Origin of the sequence: Rothia terrae (genome assembly GCF_012396615.1) — a bacterium.
GTDB lineage: Bacteria > Actinomycetota > Actinomycetes > Actinomycetales > Micrococcaceae > Rothia > Rothia terrae.
Genome location: NZ_JAAXPV010000020.1, coordinates 1 through 15923, shown reverse-complemented (window position 1 = coordinate 15923; position 15923 = coordinate 1). Strand labels below are relative to the sequence as shown.

Below are 15923 nucleotides of genomic sequence, written 5' to 3'. Positions count from 1 at the left end.
ATAGAGACTATGACTTCTCATCGTTCACCCATCAAATGGAAGACCGCCGCTAAAATCGCTGGGGCGCTGGCAGGTGCTGGCCCCAAGATGAAAGGCAACGAAGCTGCTGAGGCTGTGGCGTCGATGCGCTCCGCCGCTGAGGCATCGGTGGAGCACGTTTACAACATCACTCGTTTAGAGGCCGCTAAGGATTTGCGTGACTCCGAGGTGCTGATTGTTGACCGCGCCGGGTGGGGTAAGGCGAATGCCCAATCGTTCGATACTATTTTGAAGCCCGTTGCCGGTTCTGTGATGGGGCAGAAGCTTGAGGCGATGAATACTCGTGATTTCGCTATTGCGCAGTACACGGGTTCTGCCGAGATGGGCGTGATTCTCGCTTTTCTGTCGTCTAAGGTGTTGGGCCAGTACGATCCTTACGCGGCACTGCATGACGGTGGCCCCGCGGGCGGTCGCCTGATGATTGTTGCGCCTAACCTCGTGGCGATGGAGCGTGAACTCAACCTGGATCCCGAGGATTTCCGCCTCTGGGTCTGCCTGCATGAGCAGACGCACCGCGTCCAGTTCGCGGCGGCTCCCTGGCTTAAGGATTACATGCTTGATCAGGTGCGTGCCTTGACCAACGAGATGGGTGAAGTGTCAGATAACCTGCTCAACCGTCTGGTGGTCTCATCTAAGGAGACCCGTGCTGAGGAGGCCGCGGTTACTCGTGCCAAGAAAAAGACTTTGGCGCCGCATCCTGCCACTCCTAACCGCGCAATGGACCGTATGCTCTCTGCCGACGGACGCAAGCGCCTGAGCCAGGTGACCGCCGTGATGAGCCTGCTTGAAGGTCACGCAAACGTTGTGATGGATAACGTGGATCGCACGATTGTTCCCACCGTTAAAACCATTCGTCAGCGCTTTGAGCGCCGTAGTTCAGTGCAGAAGATTCTGACCAAAATTATTTACAAGGCGCTGGGTATGGACGCGAAAAAGCGCCAGTACCGTGACGGCCAGAAGTTCGTGCAGTTTATTGTGGATGCTCGCGGCATGGACGCCTTCAACCGTATTTGGACCAGCCCTAACACGTTGCCCACCGAGACCGAGATTCACAATCCGCAACTGTGGATTGACCGCGTGCTTGGCGCCGAGCCGCAGCAGGGTTCCGGCAAAGCTGCTGAGAAGTCGGGGGAGTAAGTGGTTCAGCTTGCTCGTAAGGGACGCTTGCACCCGGCTGTTGGTGCGGCGCGAGTTTCTGTAGCTCGTGCTCTCAACGATGTGCTGGGGCAGGGCACGGTGCTTGCTTCGGGAAGGAAAGGTTCAGCGTCTTCGCCTCAAAAAATCGAAGACACTGGGAACACTGAGCAGAAACCGCTGGTGCTGGTGGGTTTGAGCGGCGGGTCGGATTCCCTCGCTCTGGCATCTGTAGCAGCTCATTTTGTCCGCCGCGGTGAAATTCAGGTGGGTGCTGTGGTGGTGGATCACCAGCTTCAAGAAGGTTCTGCTGAGGTGGCGCAGAAAGCTGCCGATCAGGCACGCGAGCTAGGCCTATCACCTGTGCTTGTTGAAACGGTCACCGTGGATGCGAGTAGTGGAGGCCCCGAAATGGCGGCGAGAATAGCCCGCTACGGTGCTTTTGAGCGGGCAGTTTCTGCCACCGACGCGCGAGCAGTCTTGCTGGCTCACACACTCGATGACCAAGCCGAGACGGTACTTCTGGGTCTCGCCCGCGGATCTGGCACGCGGTCGCTGGCGGGAATTCCCCGCATCCGCACCGAAGACGGCGTCACCTACCTGCGCCCCCTACTGGATCACACTCGCGCAGAGATTCAAGACATCTGCGCCGCTGAAGACCTAGAACCGTGGAACGACCCCACTAACACCGATGAGTCGCTCATGCGCGCCCGCGTGCGCCATCGCATCATGCCCTACCTCGAAGAAAACCTCGGGGGAGCCGTGGCAACCTCGCTGGCACGCACCGCCGCAATTATCGGGCCCGACAGTGAATTTCTAGAAGCCAGCGCGCGTAAAGCCTTGGCGCAGGTTTGTTTAGAAAAAACAACTCTGACCAGCGCAAACGGCCGCAACATTACGTCTGTTGAAGAACTGCTTCAGATACCCGAGAACGCTCGTGAAACCCACGAAATAGCCGTCATACTAGACCGTCAAGCGCTCGCTGAACTTCACCCCGCCATGCGACGCCGCGTCCTCGCGCTCGCCGTCACAGAAGCCGGGGGAGAAACGCCCGGCTTCGAACGCCTCAGTGCCCTCGACGATTTCGCCCTCACTTGCGCAAAGGGTGGTCCGGTGCAAATGGCAGGGCATGTGGTTGCTTACAAGACTCGCCCGCCCGTACAATCCGCGGGGTCCACCGGACGCGAAAAAGGCAAGGGCTTTTCTGCCACCGGCATCCTTGTGCTCATGTCGCGCACCGAACCAACAACTCACGGTGCGTCATAGGCGCCGCATGCCCTCATTTTGGCGTCAAAGTCACCCGTAAAATCCCGCGCGAAACCCCCCACGAGATTGCCAATAAACGTTAGACTTTAAACCTAATCCGTTCCCGACCTCGCACCAAGGAAGATAACTGTGGACGCAAACGACGTACAGGGCGACATCAAGCACGTACTCTTCTCCAAAGAAGAAATCGACGCGAAAATCAAAGAACTCGCAGCTCAGATCGACGCTGACTACGAAGGCAAGGACGTCCTCCTGGTAGGCGTTCTCAAGGGCGCAATCATGGTCATGGCAGACCTCTCACGCGCGCTCAAGGGTCACTACACCCAGGATTGGATGGCGGTTTCATCCTATGGTTCTGGCACCAAGTCATCCGGTGTTGTACGTATTCTCAAGGACCTCGACACCGACCTGTCAGGTCGCGACGTTCTGATTGTTGAAGACATCATTGACTCAGGCCTGACCTTGCAGTGGTTGCAGGGCAACCTCAAGTCACGCGGCGCTAACTCCGTTGAGATCTGTACCTTGCTGCGCAAGCCCAAGTCAGTCAAGACCGATGTTCAGGTTAAGTACGTGGGCTGGGACATCGAACCCGAGTTCGTCGTGGGTTACGGCCTGGACTTTGCAGAGCGTTACCGCAACCTCGATTGCATCGTAACCCTGGCACCGCACGTATACTCATAAACTTTCCGCACTCACAGTGCATAGAAGTTTTTGATGCGCCCGCGTCCCTTCGTTGATGAAAGGACGCGGGTGCTTTTATATAGCCCCCAATATTCTTTTTGCTTTGAGGTGAAGTCCTGAAACCAATGAGCAAATTGCCAGTTTTATTGGGTACATTGGATAGTTGCAGCTTTATATCTACGTGTAGCTCTTGCTATGGCAGGGTACGCGTTTTTACGAGATGGCGGGACGCCGCCACAAACGGAGGGTAAGAATTGGCTCAGAATTCTGAGAAGAACCCGGGTGGTAAGCCCAAAAAGGGCTTTTTCGCTAGGCTTTTTAGCGGTCCCTGGTTCTTCGTCATTGTTGCACTGGTGATTTTGGGTGGCATGTTTGCCGGCCCGCTGTTCTCTTCAACTAACCGCGTTGACACCAACGTGGGTATGAACCTGTTGAAGGATCACAAGGTTGTCAGCGCAAAAATTCACGATGGTGATCAGCGCGTAGACCTCGAATTGAAGGATGACTACACCAACCCCGAGGGCGATAATCTCGGTAAGTCACTGACCTTCTACTATGTTGAGCCGCGCGCCAACGAGGTCGTTGACACCATGAATAATGCTGACCTTGAGAGCTACACCGATCAGCCGGTGCAGAACAACTGGTTTACTTCGTTGCTCTCATTTATTGCGCCGATTCTTATTCTGATGCTGGTGTTCTGGTTCTTGATGTCCCGCATGGGTGGTGGCAGCTCCCAGATTATGAACTTTTCTAAGTCGAAGGCTAAGAAGTTCAATAAGGACAACCCCACCGTTCGCTTTGCTGATGTTGCGGGCGTCGATGAGGCTCTTGCCGAACTTGAAGAAGTTCGCGAGTTCTTGGCTGAGCCCGAGAAGTTCACCCGCCTGGGCGCAAAGATTCCTAAGGGCGTTTTGCTCTACGGCCCTCCGGGTACCGGTAAGACCCTGCTCGCTAAGGCAGTTGCAGGCGAGGCAGGCGTCCCCTTCTACTCAATTTCAGGTTCTGACTTTGTTGAAATGTTCGTTGGCGTGGGTGCATCTCGCGTCCGCGACTTGTTCAAAGAAGCTAAGCAGAACCCCGCAGCAATTATCTTTGTTGACGAGATTGACGCCGTCGGACGCCAGCGCGGCGTCGGCATGGGTGGCGGCAACGACGAGCGCGAACAGACCCTCAACCAGTTGCTCGTTGAAATGGATGGCTTCGACGGGACCTCCAACATCATCGTTATTGCTGCAACTAACCGTCCCGACGTTCTTGACCCGGCACTATTGCGTCCTGGCCGTTTTGACCGTCAGGTGGGTGTTGACGCGCCCGATCTTAAGGGTCGTCAGCGCATCCTTGAAGTTCACGCCACCGGCAAGCCGATTGACCGCCGCGTTGATCTGGCATCCGTTGCAAAGCGTACTCCCGGCTTTACCGGTGCGGACCTTGCAAACGTCATGAACGAATCAGCTCTGTTGACCGCTCGCGACGGCGGTAACGTCATTGATGAGCGCGCTATTGATGAGGCTATTGACCGTGTGATGGCTGGCCCGCAGCGTTCATCACGCATCATGAGTGAGCACGAGCGCAAGATTACCGCTTATCACGAAGGCGGTCACGCGCTGGTGGCTGCGGCGCTGCGCAACTCAGCACCCGTCACCAAGATTACGATTCTGCCTCGAGGTCGCGCCCTGGGCTACACCATGGTGATGCCTGAGGACGACAAGTACTCAACGACCCGCCACGAATTGCTCGACCAGATGGCGTATGCAATGGGCGGACGCGCGGCTGAAGAAATCGTCTTCCACGATCCTTCAACCGGCGCATCCAACGACATTCAGAAGGCGACCGATACCGCGCGCAAGATGGTAACCGAATACGGCATGAGCAGCCGTATTGGCTCGGTTCGCTTGACCGCGCAGGAATCTGATCCGTTCTTGGGCGGCGGTGCTGGCAACAGCAACAACTACTCCGACGAGCTGGCGTACATCGTTGACCAAGAAGTCTACGAGTTGCTCGCCGGTGCTCACGATGAGGCTCACGAGATTCTGACCGAAAACCGCGACGTTCTCGACCGCCTGGCTTTCGCGCTTCTTGAAAAAGAAACCCTGCTCGAAAAGGAACTGGCTGACATCTTCGCCGATGTGCGCAAGCGTCCTGAGCGCGTTCAGTGGCTGTCTAAAGACAACCGCACCGTCTCTGACTTGCCCCCGGTGAAGGCTCCCTCAGAGCTGGCAGCCGGTTCACGCAAGGCTGGCGACGGTGAAGAGTCTGACGACGTTATTGTTCAGCAGCCCGTGGTAGATCCGGACGCAACACCTAATGGCCCTGACACCACCATCGATCCCACTCCGGGGCACGGTGGCGCGCACCCGCATCCTGGTGCTGAGGGACCCCACGGTAACCCCGATATTAACAACCCCTTTGGCGGTGGACGCTAGTGGCTGAGCGCGACGACGTAACCGCTGTGGATCAGCCGCGTATCGAAGCTGCTGTTCGTGAGATTCTGCTGGCTATTGGTGAGAATCCGGACCGCGACGGTTTGCAAGAGACTCCGGCGCGTGTTGCACGCGCGTATGCCGAGTTTTTCTCGGGTTTGCACGAGGATGCTGCGGATATCCTGAGCACTACCTTCGACATCGGCCACTCCGAGCTCGTGCTGGTGAAGGATATTCCCTTCTACTCAACGTGCGAGCATCATCTGGTGCCTTTTCACGGTGTAGCGCACGTTGGCTACATTCCCGGTGATGAAGGTAAGGTCACCGGGTTGAGCAAGCTGGCTCGTACCGTTGATTTGTTTGCGCGTCGTCCGCAGGTGCAGGAGCGTCTAACCACTCAGGTAGCTGAGGCTCTGGTGGATCACCTGAACCCCTTGGGCGTGATTGTGGTGGTTGAAGCTGAGCACATGTGCATGAGTATGCGCGGCGTGAAGAAGCCCGGCGCAAAGACTGTCACCAGTGCGGTGCGCGGTGCCTTGCGTGACGGGGCAACTCGTGCCGAGGCAATGAGCCTGATCATGAGCAAGCACTAAATATTATGATGTCCGCGAGAGGGGAGTTATGTTGCAGGTTTTGGCCTATCAACGCAACATAACTCCCCTCTCGCGCTAAGCGAGGTTGTTATGTCTGATGTACGCGGCTGGGGTTCTGTCGAGAACCTGCCGACCGATCGCACCCTTGTCATGGGTATTTTGAATGTCACCCCTGACTCCTTTAGCGATGGCGGTCAACATTTTGAGGTGCAGGATGCGGTGGAGCACGCCCGCGCCATGCTCTTAGCCGGTGCTGACATTATTGACGTGGGCGGTGAATCAACCCGGCCCGGTGCTACCCGTGTGAGCATCGAGGAGGAACAACGCCGCGTCCTGCCCGTTATCCGTGAGCTGGCAAAAATTGGCGCGGTGATGAGCATTGATACCCTCAACTGGCAGACTGCTCGCGTGGCTATTGAGGCCGGCGCGCACATCATTAACGATGTTTCGGGTATGAGCTTGACGGACGGAATGGTTCAGGCTGCTGCTGAATTGCAGGTGCCTTATATTCTGACTCATGCGCGGGGGACCTCACAGACCATGGATGAGCATGCGACCTACAGCGACACTGTTCAAGAGGTGAAAGCTGAGCTTCTGATGCTACGTGAGCGTTTGTATAGTGCTGGCGTAAAGCCTGAGAACCTTATTCTTGATCCGGGGCTGGGGTTTGCAAAGGGCGGCGTTCAAGACTGGGAGCTTATCGCGGCAACGCACGAGCTGACTCTGCTGGGGAATAAGGTCTTGGTGGCGGGGTCTCGCAAGCGCTTTATCGGCACAATGTTGGCCGAAGCCGCGAGCCAGCGTCCGGGGGCTAACGGCGAATACGGAGCCCCGGCGGCAGAAGGACGCGACGGCGCAACGGCGGCTATCACCGCACTGGCAGCGGCTGAGGGGGCGTGGGCTGTGCGAGTGCACGATGTTGCATCTAGCGCCGACGCGGTGCAGGTTGCCAAAGCTTTTCTGCGCCATCGCCAAAGATAACTCAGGCCGATAATTAGGTAACCTAATCTGTTCTTGGGAAATATTGCACTTTATAACGCAAAAATAATGTGACCTTAACCTCTTGCCTGTGTTATCTTCCTCAGTCGGTTTTTGCGCTTATACTCGCCAAGCCTGTAAACACGCCGAACTTCCGCTGAAGTCCCCATTAATGTGCGTGCCACTACAAAATGACAATCATTTTAAAAAGCCATAATGACAGGTAAGCAGTTACTAGAGAACATCCACTAAGGGAAGGAACGCTGAATGCCCGAAATTTCAGTTTCTAATGAATCTTCGAGCACCGCTTCGCGCTATTCCTTCGCTGACCGCATCACCCTCACCGGCGTTGGATGCGTGGGCTGCCACGGCGTTCTTGATTCCGAGAAGAAAACCGGGCAGCCCTTCTTTGTGGACGTCACCATGTTCACCAGCTTTTGCGCGTCCTCAGCAAGCGATGACATCGCACAAACCGCTAACTACGCCGAAGTCGCTGAAACGATCCGCGAGGTCATTACCGGACAGTCAGTTGACCTTATTGAAACCCTCGCTGAAAAACTCGCATCCACTATTTTGAGCCGGTTTGCAATTGACGCTCTAGAACTGACTGTCCATAAACCAAACGCTCCAATCGAAGTAACGTTCTCCGATGTTTCGGTGACGATTTTTAGGGAGAAGCAGGCATGAGTGTAGAGGTTCTTTTAGCACTGGGATCTAACTTGGGTGAGAAGAAAGAAACCCTAATGCGCGCCATCGGTGATTTGTGCACGCATCCAAAAATTGAGGTTAAGAACGTTTCACCCGTCGCGGTAACTGCCCCTGTGGGCGGTCCCGCTGGTCAGCCTGACTTCGTCAACCTAGTGTTGCGCATCGAAACAACGCTCAGTCCTTTTGACCTGTTGCGTTTCACCCAGACCATTGAAGATAAGCACCATCGTACGCGCGAGGTTCATTGGGGTCCTCGTACGCTGGATATCGATATTATCCAGTACGCTTCCTTAGAAATGGATGAGCCCGACCTGACGTTGCCGCATCCGCGTGCAGCCGAGCGTGCTTTCGTGCTGGAACCTTGGGCTCGTATGGAACCTGAAGCTGAACTTGCTGGTAGCTCCGTGCGCAACCTCGCCGAGATAGCGGATGATGCAGACGGTATACGCGAATTCTTTCCCGCCCCGGTGGTGTGCGGATGAGCCAGCTCAGAGCGCGTGCCCTGATTCTGTGCCTCTCCCTGGCTTTGCTAGCGGGAGCAATTTTCAACGGTATTTCTGTCTCTGCTGGTGGCCCCGAGCTGGGTCTGCCGCCTGCCACGCTACTGATCGCTGTTATTGCGGGCGCTTTAGCTCTGTACTTCGGATCGCAGGTGGCTAAATTTCAAGACCGCGACCGCCGTTCTCAGGTGCCTAATATGACCCCGATTTTTGCTGCGCGCGTGGCAATTTTCGCTCAGGCGTGCGCTCTTTCCGGTGCCCTGATCGCGGGATGGCACGTTGCTATCACCGGTTTTCAGCTCACTCTTTTAAGTGCCCGAGGATCATGGGAACCCGTCCTTTTTGCCGTATTGGGTATCGTAACCGGCATTATTTTGCTGGTGTGCGGGTTGATCGCCGAGAACATGTGCAAGATCCCGCCACAGGACGGGGACGACGCGTCCGACCCAGGCACGCCTGCGCCGCGAACCGACACGGGGTACGCACGAAATGACTCATCTCGTCCGTAATGGCGATGAAAACAGCATCTATCTTTGAGAATATGGGGTAAAGCTATACCCGTTTCAAGGAAGATACGATGACTGAACCGCAATTGTCACCCATCGCAGAACCGGCGCACTCTGAACCCAGAATCGCTGGAAACGCACCGTGGGATTCTCACCGCGAGACGTCCCCTCAACCCATGCCGCGTACTTTTGCACCGACTTTACCACCGCTTGACCTCGACGGCCTGAAAACAGCCAGAATCGATCCTTCGGGCGTTGACTGGAAGCGCGTACAACCGCGCTACGCAAAAGCACGCCTTATCACGGGGCTAATCTGGGCACTAATTATTGTGGCACTTGCGGCTCTCCCTCTGATCTTCACGCAGTTTCTGCACTGGTGGAACTGGGCGCCCTGGGTCTGTTGGGGAATCCTTGGAATCGTCGCTGCCCTTCAAACCTGGTATCTGGCGATCATCCAACGGCAGGTAAGAGCACTTGGCTACAGCGAGCGTCAGGACCACCTGCTCACCTGTAGCGGCATTATGTTTCACGAAGTGCGGGCCATTCCCTACGGACGCATCCAGTACGTCGATGTGAAATCCGGGCCTATCGAATCCAAGCTGAACCTCGCATCCGTAGAAGTAAAAACAGCATCTTCGGCAAGCACGACCATTCCCGGTCTTGAAAAGGCTGATGCGCAGCGACTGCGCGAAACTCTGACAGAACTCAGCGATGCTAAAATGGTGGGGCTGTAAATGAGTGAAGAAAAGATCGATACTTTCAACGCAGCGTCAAGAGATAAAACGCGGCAAGAACTGCGCTGGCGCAGGGCGCACATTCTCTCGCCCTTTGTGAATGCCTGGCTGATTATCTTCGTTTTTATTTTTACTGTCGGACGCGAGTTCTTTGAAATCGGCACTCAAAATGACCGCGAAATTCCCGACTTTTCGCAGGCTCCGGAGTTGCCTGGCGTCCTTTCGATTTTTGAAAACTTTGGGATGCTGTGGCTACCGGCGCTACTACTGGTAGGTTTTGCGGTTCTGCTGATTCCCTACTTTGTCAGCTGGTACTCCTACTTTTTCGCAGTGGATGCCCACAACGTTTACGTGCGCAGCGGCATCCTGTCGAAAACCGAGCGTAAAGCCCGGTTAGACCGTGTGCAATCTATCGATATTAACCGGTCGCTGATGGCTCGTTTGCTAGGGCTGGCTGAGCTTAAGTTCGATGTTGCTGACGGCTCACATTCGGCGCTGGCGGTGAAGTTTCTCAAATATAAGGACGCTCGTGCGTTGCGCGCTCAACTGCTGAGCCAGGTGCGTGCGCTCAAAGAGGCGGACGCGGGAGAGAACTTGGCCCCGGTAACGGACGCGGTTTCCTCACTGGGTGATGGGAAGCCCGAGCACACGGAACCCACTAGGCGGGAGCGTCTTCGCGAACACGTTGCCACCAACCTCGGGCCGGGACTCAAAGATGCCGATGAAACACCGGTGCTCAAGATTCCGGTTGCGCGTCTTATCGCGTCCGTTCTGTTGAGTTTTACTACCTGCGTAACAGTGCTGGGAGTGGCGTTCTTTGTGGGGCTTTCCCTCTTTACCGGGGCGTCGCTGGTGAGTATTCTCTTTGCGAATTTTGCGCTGATTGCAGGTATGGGCTCGACACTGTGGAAGAAGTTCAACACCGGTTATAACTTCAGGCTTTCCACCAGCCCCGACGGGCTGAAAACCCGTTACGGGTTCACCGACACCACCACACAGACCGTGCCTGCGGGGCGCGTCCAATCTATTACTGTCAGCCAGCCGTTACTGTGGCGCTTCAAAGGCTGGTATCAGGTGAGGGTGGCACTTGCCGGTAAAGGCGGTACCGAGAACACTTTTACGGGGTACTTACTGCCCGTGGGCACTGCTGACGATTTAGCGCGCGTCCTGCCGCTGGTGGTTCCCGGCGCTGGTTCTGGTGGCGCGGACGCTGAGGCTTTGCGAGCTGGCTTGGTGGGCAGTGGATCTGCCGGTGGGTTTACGGTGTCGCCGCGGCGTGCCCGCGTCTTCAATTGGCTGACCTATAAACGCAATGGGTTTGCGATTCTGCCCGCACTGTTGATGGTTCGCGGTGGCTGGGCGGTGCGCCGTCTAGTTCTGGTACCGCACAGCAAGGTTCAGGGTATTCGTGTGAGTCAGGGACCATTTGCTCGACGCCGGTCGGTGGCGCACTTGAGCGTGGATGTTGCCGGGCATTCTGCCAGCTACCCTGCCACGGTGCAGAACGCGGACGCAACCGTGGCGCGTGCACTGTTTGTGCGGCAGGCGCAGCTGGGCGTGCGTCCGGCGTCCCCCTAACCCTTTACCCCGTGCGAAATCACCGTTTTGGGTGCGATATCCCACCCAAAACGGCGATTTCATCCCAAGCGGCGTCATAACTACGCCGGAAACCTTCGAAATGAGACCTTTTTGACCCCTGGGTTGAGAGTTTCGGGCGTAGTTATGCAACTCTGTTCCCCGTAAGACGTTCAGCCCACCCGTGTAAACTGGTGCCCCATGAGCAATTACCTCAAACCTGCCCGCCTCGGCATCGGAATTATTAGCGCTGGCAAAGTTGGCGCGGTGCTCGGTGCGGCTCTGCGAAGCGCCGGTCACGCCATCGTCGGCGTGTACGCAAAATCTGAGGCATCGCAGGAGCGCGCGCAGTCCCTTCTCGACGGTGTTCCGCTCATGGAGATTACGGAAATCGTCGAAAAATCAGAAGTAATTTTGCTCGCAGTTCCCGACGATTCTTTGCCGCCTTTGGTGTCGTGGATCGCTGAACACGCGCAGCTACAGTCGGGGCAGATTCTCATTCACACGTCAGGACGCTACGGTGTGGGCGTGCTTGAACCCGCGACAAATCGCGGCGCAATTGGGCTTGCTATTCACCCGGCGATGACCTTCACCGGGCTCTCACTTGACCTCGCCCGACTGCAAAACACGAGTTTTGGCGTGACGGGACCCGCCCCATTTTTGCCCATAGCGCAGGCACTGTCTGTGGAAATGGGCGGTGAACCCGTTATTATTGCTGAAGGTGATAGACCGCTTTACCATGCGGCTTTAGCCCACGCATCGAACCATCTCGTGACCATTACGGGACAGTCGATGCAAATTCTGGCATCGCTGGGAATCGAAGACCCAGCGCGCTACCTTGAGCCGCTGGTGCGTGCATCGTTAGATAACGCACTGGCGTCCGGTGAATCAGCACTCACTGGGCCGGTGGTGCGCGGTGATTCCCGCACGGTTGAGTCTCACACCGAGGTTTTGACCGGCTTTGCTATGGAAGAAAACGCGAAGGATATCTTGGACTCCTACCGTGCTTTAGCACGCGCAACTGCGCAACGCGCACACGCGAAGGGAGCTCTTAACGATGAGCAGTACTCGCGCATTGTTGAGGCCTTAGATAGCTAACGCACACTCATCTTTGAAAGGACCGTTCACATCGTGACGAGCCAACCCGTGATTACCCGGACCACGGAAGAATTTCAGACCGCTGTAACCCGCGCTTTGTCTGCGGCGCAGGACGCTTTTGATGCGTCTGCAACCGAGGAGGAGCCCGCGCAGGCTGCCCGTCTTGGTTTTATCCCCACTATGGGTGCGTTGCATGATGGGCACGCGACCTTGATGCGTCGCGCTCGCGAGCAGAACGCTGTGGTTGCGGTATCGATTTTTGTGAATCCGCTTCAGTTTGGTCCTAACGAAGATTTTGAGACCTACCCTCGTACGCTTGAGGCCGACGCAAAGGTGGCGGCTGAGGCTGGCGTTGATATCATTTTTGCGCCTTCTGTTGATGAGATGTACCCCGGTGGTTCTCCTCTGATTACTGTGTCGAGTGGCGAGTTGGGCAACCTGTTTGAAGGTAAGACCCGCCCCGGACATTTTGACGGCGCTCTGACCGTTGTGAATAAGTTCTTCAATATTCTTGAAGGATGCGTGGGCACCCACGAGATCCTTGCGTACTTTGGTCAGAAGGACGCTCAGCAGCTGTCTTTGATGCAGCGTATGGTGACTGATTTCAACCATCCTGTGACTATCAAGCCTGTGGCTATTGTTCGTGAGGATAACGGTCTTGCGCTGTCATCTCGCAATCAGTACCTTTCAGATGAAGACCGCGAAGCGGCGCTGGTGCTTTCACGCACGCTGGCATTGCTGCGTGAGCAGAGCATCTCTCGCGGCTTTGACCGTCTCGACCTCAAATCGGCGCGTGACTACATCAACGGTCAAGACAACGTGCGATTGGATTACCTTGAGGTCGTAGATCCCGAAAACTTTGCAGCCCCCACCGAGGACTCCAAGCGAGCTCTGGCACTGGTGGCAGCGTACGTCGGTGAAACCCGCCTCATCGACAACATGGAACTAAGCTAAAGATTCGTTACCCTACCGTTAGGTTCATAGGTGAGTACACAAGAAGAAATCACTGCAGCACCGCAGAATACTAAGACTTTCTCAGAAGTTTCAGAGCAGATGCAGATTCGCATGGAAAAGCGTGCGAAGCTCATTGAATCTGGCCGCGAGGCGTACCCCGTTGGTGTGCCTGTAACTCACAGCATCGATGAGATTCGTGCCAAGTATGAAGATAAGCTTGAGGCTGGCGATGAAACCGGTGAGATCGTTGGTATATCCGGTCGTATTGTGTTCGTTCGTAACACCGGTAAGCTCTGCTTTGCTACCGTGCAGGCTGGTAATGGTACTCGCATTCAGGCCATGATTTCTTTGGCTGCTGTTGGTGAGGACGCTTTGGCCGACTGGAAGGCACTCGTTGACTTGGGTGACTTCGTGTTTGTTCACGGTGAGGTTATTTCGTCACGACGCGGTGAGCTGTCGATTATGGCTGATAGCTGGCAGATGGCGTCTAAGTCTCTGCGTCCTTTGCCTACTTTGCATAAGGATTTGAACGAAGAGACCCGTGTACGCCAGCGTTACCTTGATTTGATGGTGCGCGATGAGGCTCGTGAGACTGTGCTACGTCGTGCGAAGATTACCCGCACCGTGCGTAAGGTTCTTGAGAATCGCGGTTACATTGAGGTTGAGACCCCGATTTTGCAGCTGATTCACGGTGGTGCGGCGGCGCGTCCGTTCGAGACTCACTTGAACGCTTTTGATCAGGACATGACGCTGCGTATTGCAACTGAGCTTTACCTCAAGCGTGCTGTTGTGGGCGGTATTGACCGCGTGTACGAGATTGGACGCGTGTTCCGCAACGAGGGCGTCGATTCAACTCACAGCCCCGAGTTCACCACTTTGGAAGCTTACGAGGCGTACGCTGATCAGTTCGTGATGGCAGAGCGCATCAAGGAAATTATCCTTGCCTGCGCTGATGAGCTGGGCATACACCAGATTGAAACTGACAAGGGCACTATCGACCTGTCAGGCGAATGGAAGTGGGTTGGCGTCTACCCCGGACTGTCTGAGGCTGTTGGTCAGGAGATCACTCCTGCTACTTCGCTGTCTGATTTGCAGGCTATTGCGAACAATCACGAGGTTGATTTTGATCCCAAGTGGGATGCGGAGAAGCTGGTTGTTGAGCTCTTTGGCGAAATCGTTGAACCGACCCTGATTAATCCCACCTTCGTGTACGATTACCCGCCGTCAGCGCAGCCGCTGGCCCGCCCGCATCGTGATGATGATTCAATCATCGAGGCGTGGGATCTCATCATTGGCGGTATGGAGCGCGGTACTGCGTTCTCCGAACTGATTGACCCCGTGATTCAGCGTGAGCGTCTCACCGAGCAGTCTAAGCTGGCTGCAGGTGGCGATGACGAAGCGATGCAGCTTGATGATGACTTCTTGCGCGCTCTTGAGCACGGTGCACCTCCCATGGGTGGTCTGGGCTTGGGCATCGACCGTTTGATTATGCTCTTTACCAACCTGGGTATTCGCGAGACTATTTTGTTCCCGCTGATGAAGCCCGAGGCTGAGTAAGGCTTTAGAGGAACGCCGCTATCCACTGTGTGGGTGGCGGCGTTTTTGTTTGCACTGGACGCGGGGCTATCGTAGATAAGAGCTATCTGATGTGAAGGAAGAATTTTCGTGGAGTACCTGATTGCACTGATTCCCTCGGTTTTTGCGGGCGTTATTCTTTATCTGATTCTGCGCTGGATTAGTAGCGCTGATCGTGCCGAGCGTAAGGCTCAGAAGGACGCACAGGACGATGCGGCGGCTTGGTATGAGTCGGTGAAGAATTCAAAAGGCACCCGCCGTCCTTTTGAAGAGTGGAAATCTAAATAAAATAATTTAATTCTTTCCTGCGTAATAGAATTGTAAATTGTGGATTTTCTAATTCTATTGTTACTATGGAATTACATTTTAAATGCGGTCTGTAGACTTTGAGCTAATTTGTTGTGACGTTGCTTGAAGAATCAGCACCTTGAAGCTTGTGTTGCCCTGTGCCAAACGATATGGATTTTATTACCAGGAGGAAGCTGTAATGGCTCAAAAGGTTAAGATCATTCTTGAAGATGATCTCGACGGCGGTCCCGCAGACGAAACTGTACGTTTTGGTCTTGACGGTGGTCAGTACGAAATCGATTTGTCGAGCGCGAACGCTGCTCGCTTGCGCGATGCTGTGCGTCCTTTCGCTGCAAAGGCACGTCGTGTGCAGGGTAACCGTGCACCCGGCCGTCCCGCAGGCTCACGCACCACTAACACCAGCGCTGCTAAGCGTAACCCTGATACTGCGGCTATCCGCACTTGGGCTAAGGAAAATGGCTACGATGTTTCTGATCGCGGTCGTATCCACCAGGATATTCAGGATGCGTACTACGCAGCTATGAAGGGTGAAAACTAAACTAGGTTAGTTTTTTAAAATCGGGGATGCTCGCTGAGTAGCCCCGATTTTTTATTTAATGTTTTGTTGCGCGGTAATCTAATTAATAACTACCAAATGGTGTACAAAACCTAACATATATGGGTACAGGAGAAAAAACTGGTTGGGTTCGTCGAGCTGATGCCTGACATGGGTTTTTAATGCTCATATTGAAGTGCCCCGAGTTTTGTTCCTAGGCATTTGCCTTGATTTCTATTATCACTTGCGGCGGGTTCTGCTTCCAAAAATCGGTTTCCACCTCGACCGGGGTTCGGTACCCCAGGCTTTGGTGGAGCC

At 55.2% G+C, this 15923-nt stretch carries 16 protein-coding genes; all 16 read left to right on the top strand.

The annotated features are described in order from the left end of the window. Positions 1-9 precede the first annotated feature (9 nt). The 16 genes from HF984_RS09950 (at position 10) to HF984_RS09875 (ending at position 15608) form a co-directional block, all read left to right on the top strand. Positions 10-1176: a zinc-dependent metalloprotease gene (locus tag HF984_RS09950; RefSeq protein ID WP_168615521.1), complete on the top strand. Its 1167-nt coding sequence runs from the start codon at positions 10-12 to the stop codon at positions 1174-1176. Beyond that, a complete protein-coding gene (tilS, locus tag HF984_RS09945) occupies positions 1177-2439 on the top strand; it encodes a tRNA lysidine(34) synthetase TilS (protein WP_168615520.1) in 1263 nt (420 codons plus the stop codon). A 129-nt stretch (positions 2440-2568) separates the two neighbouring features. Continuing rightward, entirely contained in the window at positions 2569-3120 is a 552-nt protein-coding gene (gene hpt / locus HF984_RS09940) for a hypoxanthine phosphoribosyltransferase (RefSeq protein ID WP_168615519.1), read from the top strand. 254 nt (positions 3121-3374) lie between these two features. Beyond that, positions 3375-5543, top strand: a complete 2169-nt coding sequence (gene ftsH, locus HF984_RS09935; protein WP_210729698.1) for an ATP-dependent zinc metalloprotease FtsH — start codon at positions 3375-3377, stop codon at positions 5541-5543. Further along, on the top strand, positions 5543-6133 hold the full coding sequence (folE, locus tag HF984_RS09930) for a GTP cyclohydrolase I FolE (protein ID WP_168615518.1): 591 nt from the start codon (positions 5543-5545) through the stop codon (positions 6131-6133). The genes ftsH and folE overlap by 1 nt, the downstream gene beginning before the upstream one ends. 90 nt (positions 6134-6223) lie before the next feature. Continuing rightward, positions 6224-7114, top strand: coding sequence for a dihydropteroate synthase (gene folP, locus HF984_RS09925; protein ID WP_168615517.1), 891 nt, complete (start codon positions 6224-6226; stop codon positions 7112-7114). A gap of 264 nt (positions 7115-7378) precedes the next feature. Next, positions 7379-7798: a dihydroneopterin aldolase gene (folB, locus tag HF984_RS09920; protein ID WP_168615516.1), complete on the top strand. Its 420-nt coding sequence runs from the start codon at positions 7379-7381 to the stop codon at positions 7796-7798. Beyond that, positions 7795-8301, top strand: coding sequence for a 2-amino-4-hydroxy-6-hydroxymethyldihydropteridine diphosphokinase (gene folK, locus HF984_RS09915; protein WP_168615515.1), 507 nt, complete (start codon positions 7795-7797; stop codon positions 8299-8301). Before folB ends, folK begins: the two co-directional genes overlap by 4 nt. Then, complete coding sequence (locus tag HF984_RS09910; RefSeq protein ID WP_168615514.1) at positions 8298-8828, top strand: DUF3180 domain-containing protein; 531 nt, start codon at positions 8298-8300, stop codon at positions 8826-8828. The genes folK and HF984_RS09910 overlap by 4 nt, the downstream gene beginning before the upstream one ends. Positions 8829-8896: 68 nt before the next feature. Continuing rightward, complete coding sequence (locus tag HF984_RS09905) at positions 8897-9559, top strand: PH domain-containing protein (protein ID WP_168615513.1); 663 nt, start codon at positions 8897-8899, stop codon at positions 9557-9559. After that, entirely contained in the window at positions 9560-11137 is a 1578-nt protein-coding gene (locus HF984_RS09900) for a PH domain-containing protein (protein WP_168615512.1), read from the top strand. 198 nt (positions 11138-11335) lie between these two features. Beyond that, positions 11336-12232, top strand: coding sequence for a Rossmann-like and DUF2520 domain-containing protein (locus tag HF984_RS09895; protein ID WP_168615511.1), 897 nt, complete (start codon positions 11336-11338; stop codon positions 12230-12232). 33 nt (positions 12233-12265) lie between these two features. Beyond that, the gene (panC, locus tag HF984_RS09890) at positions 12266-13186 is read left to right on the top strand and encodes a pantoate--beta-alanine ligase (protein ID WP_343947622.1); all 921 of its coding nucleotides are present in this window, start codon (positions 12266-12268) and stop codon (positions 13184-13186) included. Between the two features lie 99 nt (positions 13187-13285). After that, positions 13286-14743 carry a lysine--tRNA ligase gene (gene lysS / locus HF984_RS09885; protein WP_168615536.1) on the top strand — a complete coding sequence of 486 codons (1458 nt, stop codon included), beginning with the start codon at positions 13286-13288 and terminating at the stop codon, positions 14741-14743. 108 nt (positions 14744-14851) lie between these two features. Beyond that, entirely contained in the window at positions 14852-15049 is a 198-nt protein-coding gene (locus HF984_RS09880) for a hypothetical protein (RefSeq protein ID WP_168615510.1), read from the top strand. A 199-nt stretch (positions 15050-15248) separates the two neighbouring features. Then, complete coding sequence (locus HF984_RS09875; protein WP_168615509.1) at positions 15249-15608, top strand: histone-like nucleoid-structuring protein Lsr2; 360 nt, start codon at positions 15249-15251, stop codon at positions 15606-15608. Positions 15609-15923 lie beyond the last annotated feature (315 nt).

Excerpts from the sequence above, each read along its gene's own strand:
- HF984_RS09950 (WP_168615521.1), top strand. The coding sequence starts at position 10 with ATGACTTCTCATCGTTCACCCATCAAATGGAAGACCGCCGCTAAAATC.
- folP (WP_168615517.1), top strand. The coding sequence starts at position 6,224 with ATGTCTGATGTACGCGGCTGGGGTTCTGTCGAGAACCTGCCGACCGAT.
- folB (WP_168615516.1), top strand. The coding sequence starts at position 7,379 with ATGCCCGAAATTTCAGTTTCTAATGAATCTTCGAGCACCGCTTCGCGC.
- folK (WP_168615515.1), top strand. The coding sequence starts at position 7,795 with ATGAGTGTAGAGGTTCTTTTAGCACTGGGATCTAACTTGGGTGAGAAG.
- HF984_RS09910 (WP_168615514.1), top strand. The coding sequence starts at position 8,298 with ATGAGCCAGCTCAGAGCGCGTGCCCTGATTCTGTGCCTCTCCCTGGCT.
- HF984_RS09905 (WP_168615513.1), top strand. The coding sequence starts at position 8,897 with ATGACTGAACCGCAATTGTCACCCATCGCAGAACCGGCGCACTCTGAA.
- HF984_RS09900 (WP_168615512.1), top strand. The coding sequence starts at position 9,560 with ATGAGTGAAGAAAAGATCGATACTTTCAACGCAGCGTCAAGAGATAAA.
- HF984_RS09895 (WP_168615511.1), top strand. The coding sequence starts at position 11,336 with ATGAGCAATTACCTCAAACCTGCCCGCCTCGGCATCGGAATTATTAGC.
- lysS (WP_168615536.1), top strand. The coding sequence starts at position 13,286 with ATGCAGATTCGCATGGAAAAGCGTGCGAAGCTCATTGAATCTGGCCGC.
- HF984_RS09875 (WP_168615509.1), top strand. The coding sequence starts at position 15,249 with ATGGCTCAAAAGGTTAAGATCATTCTTGAAGATGATCTCGACGGCGGT.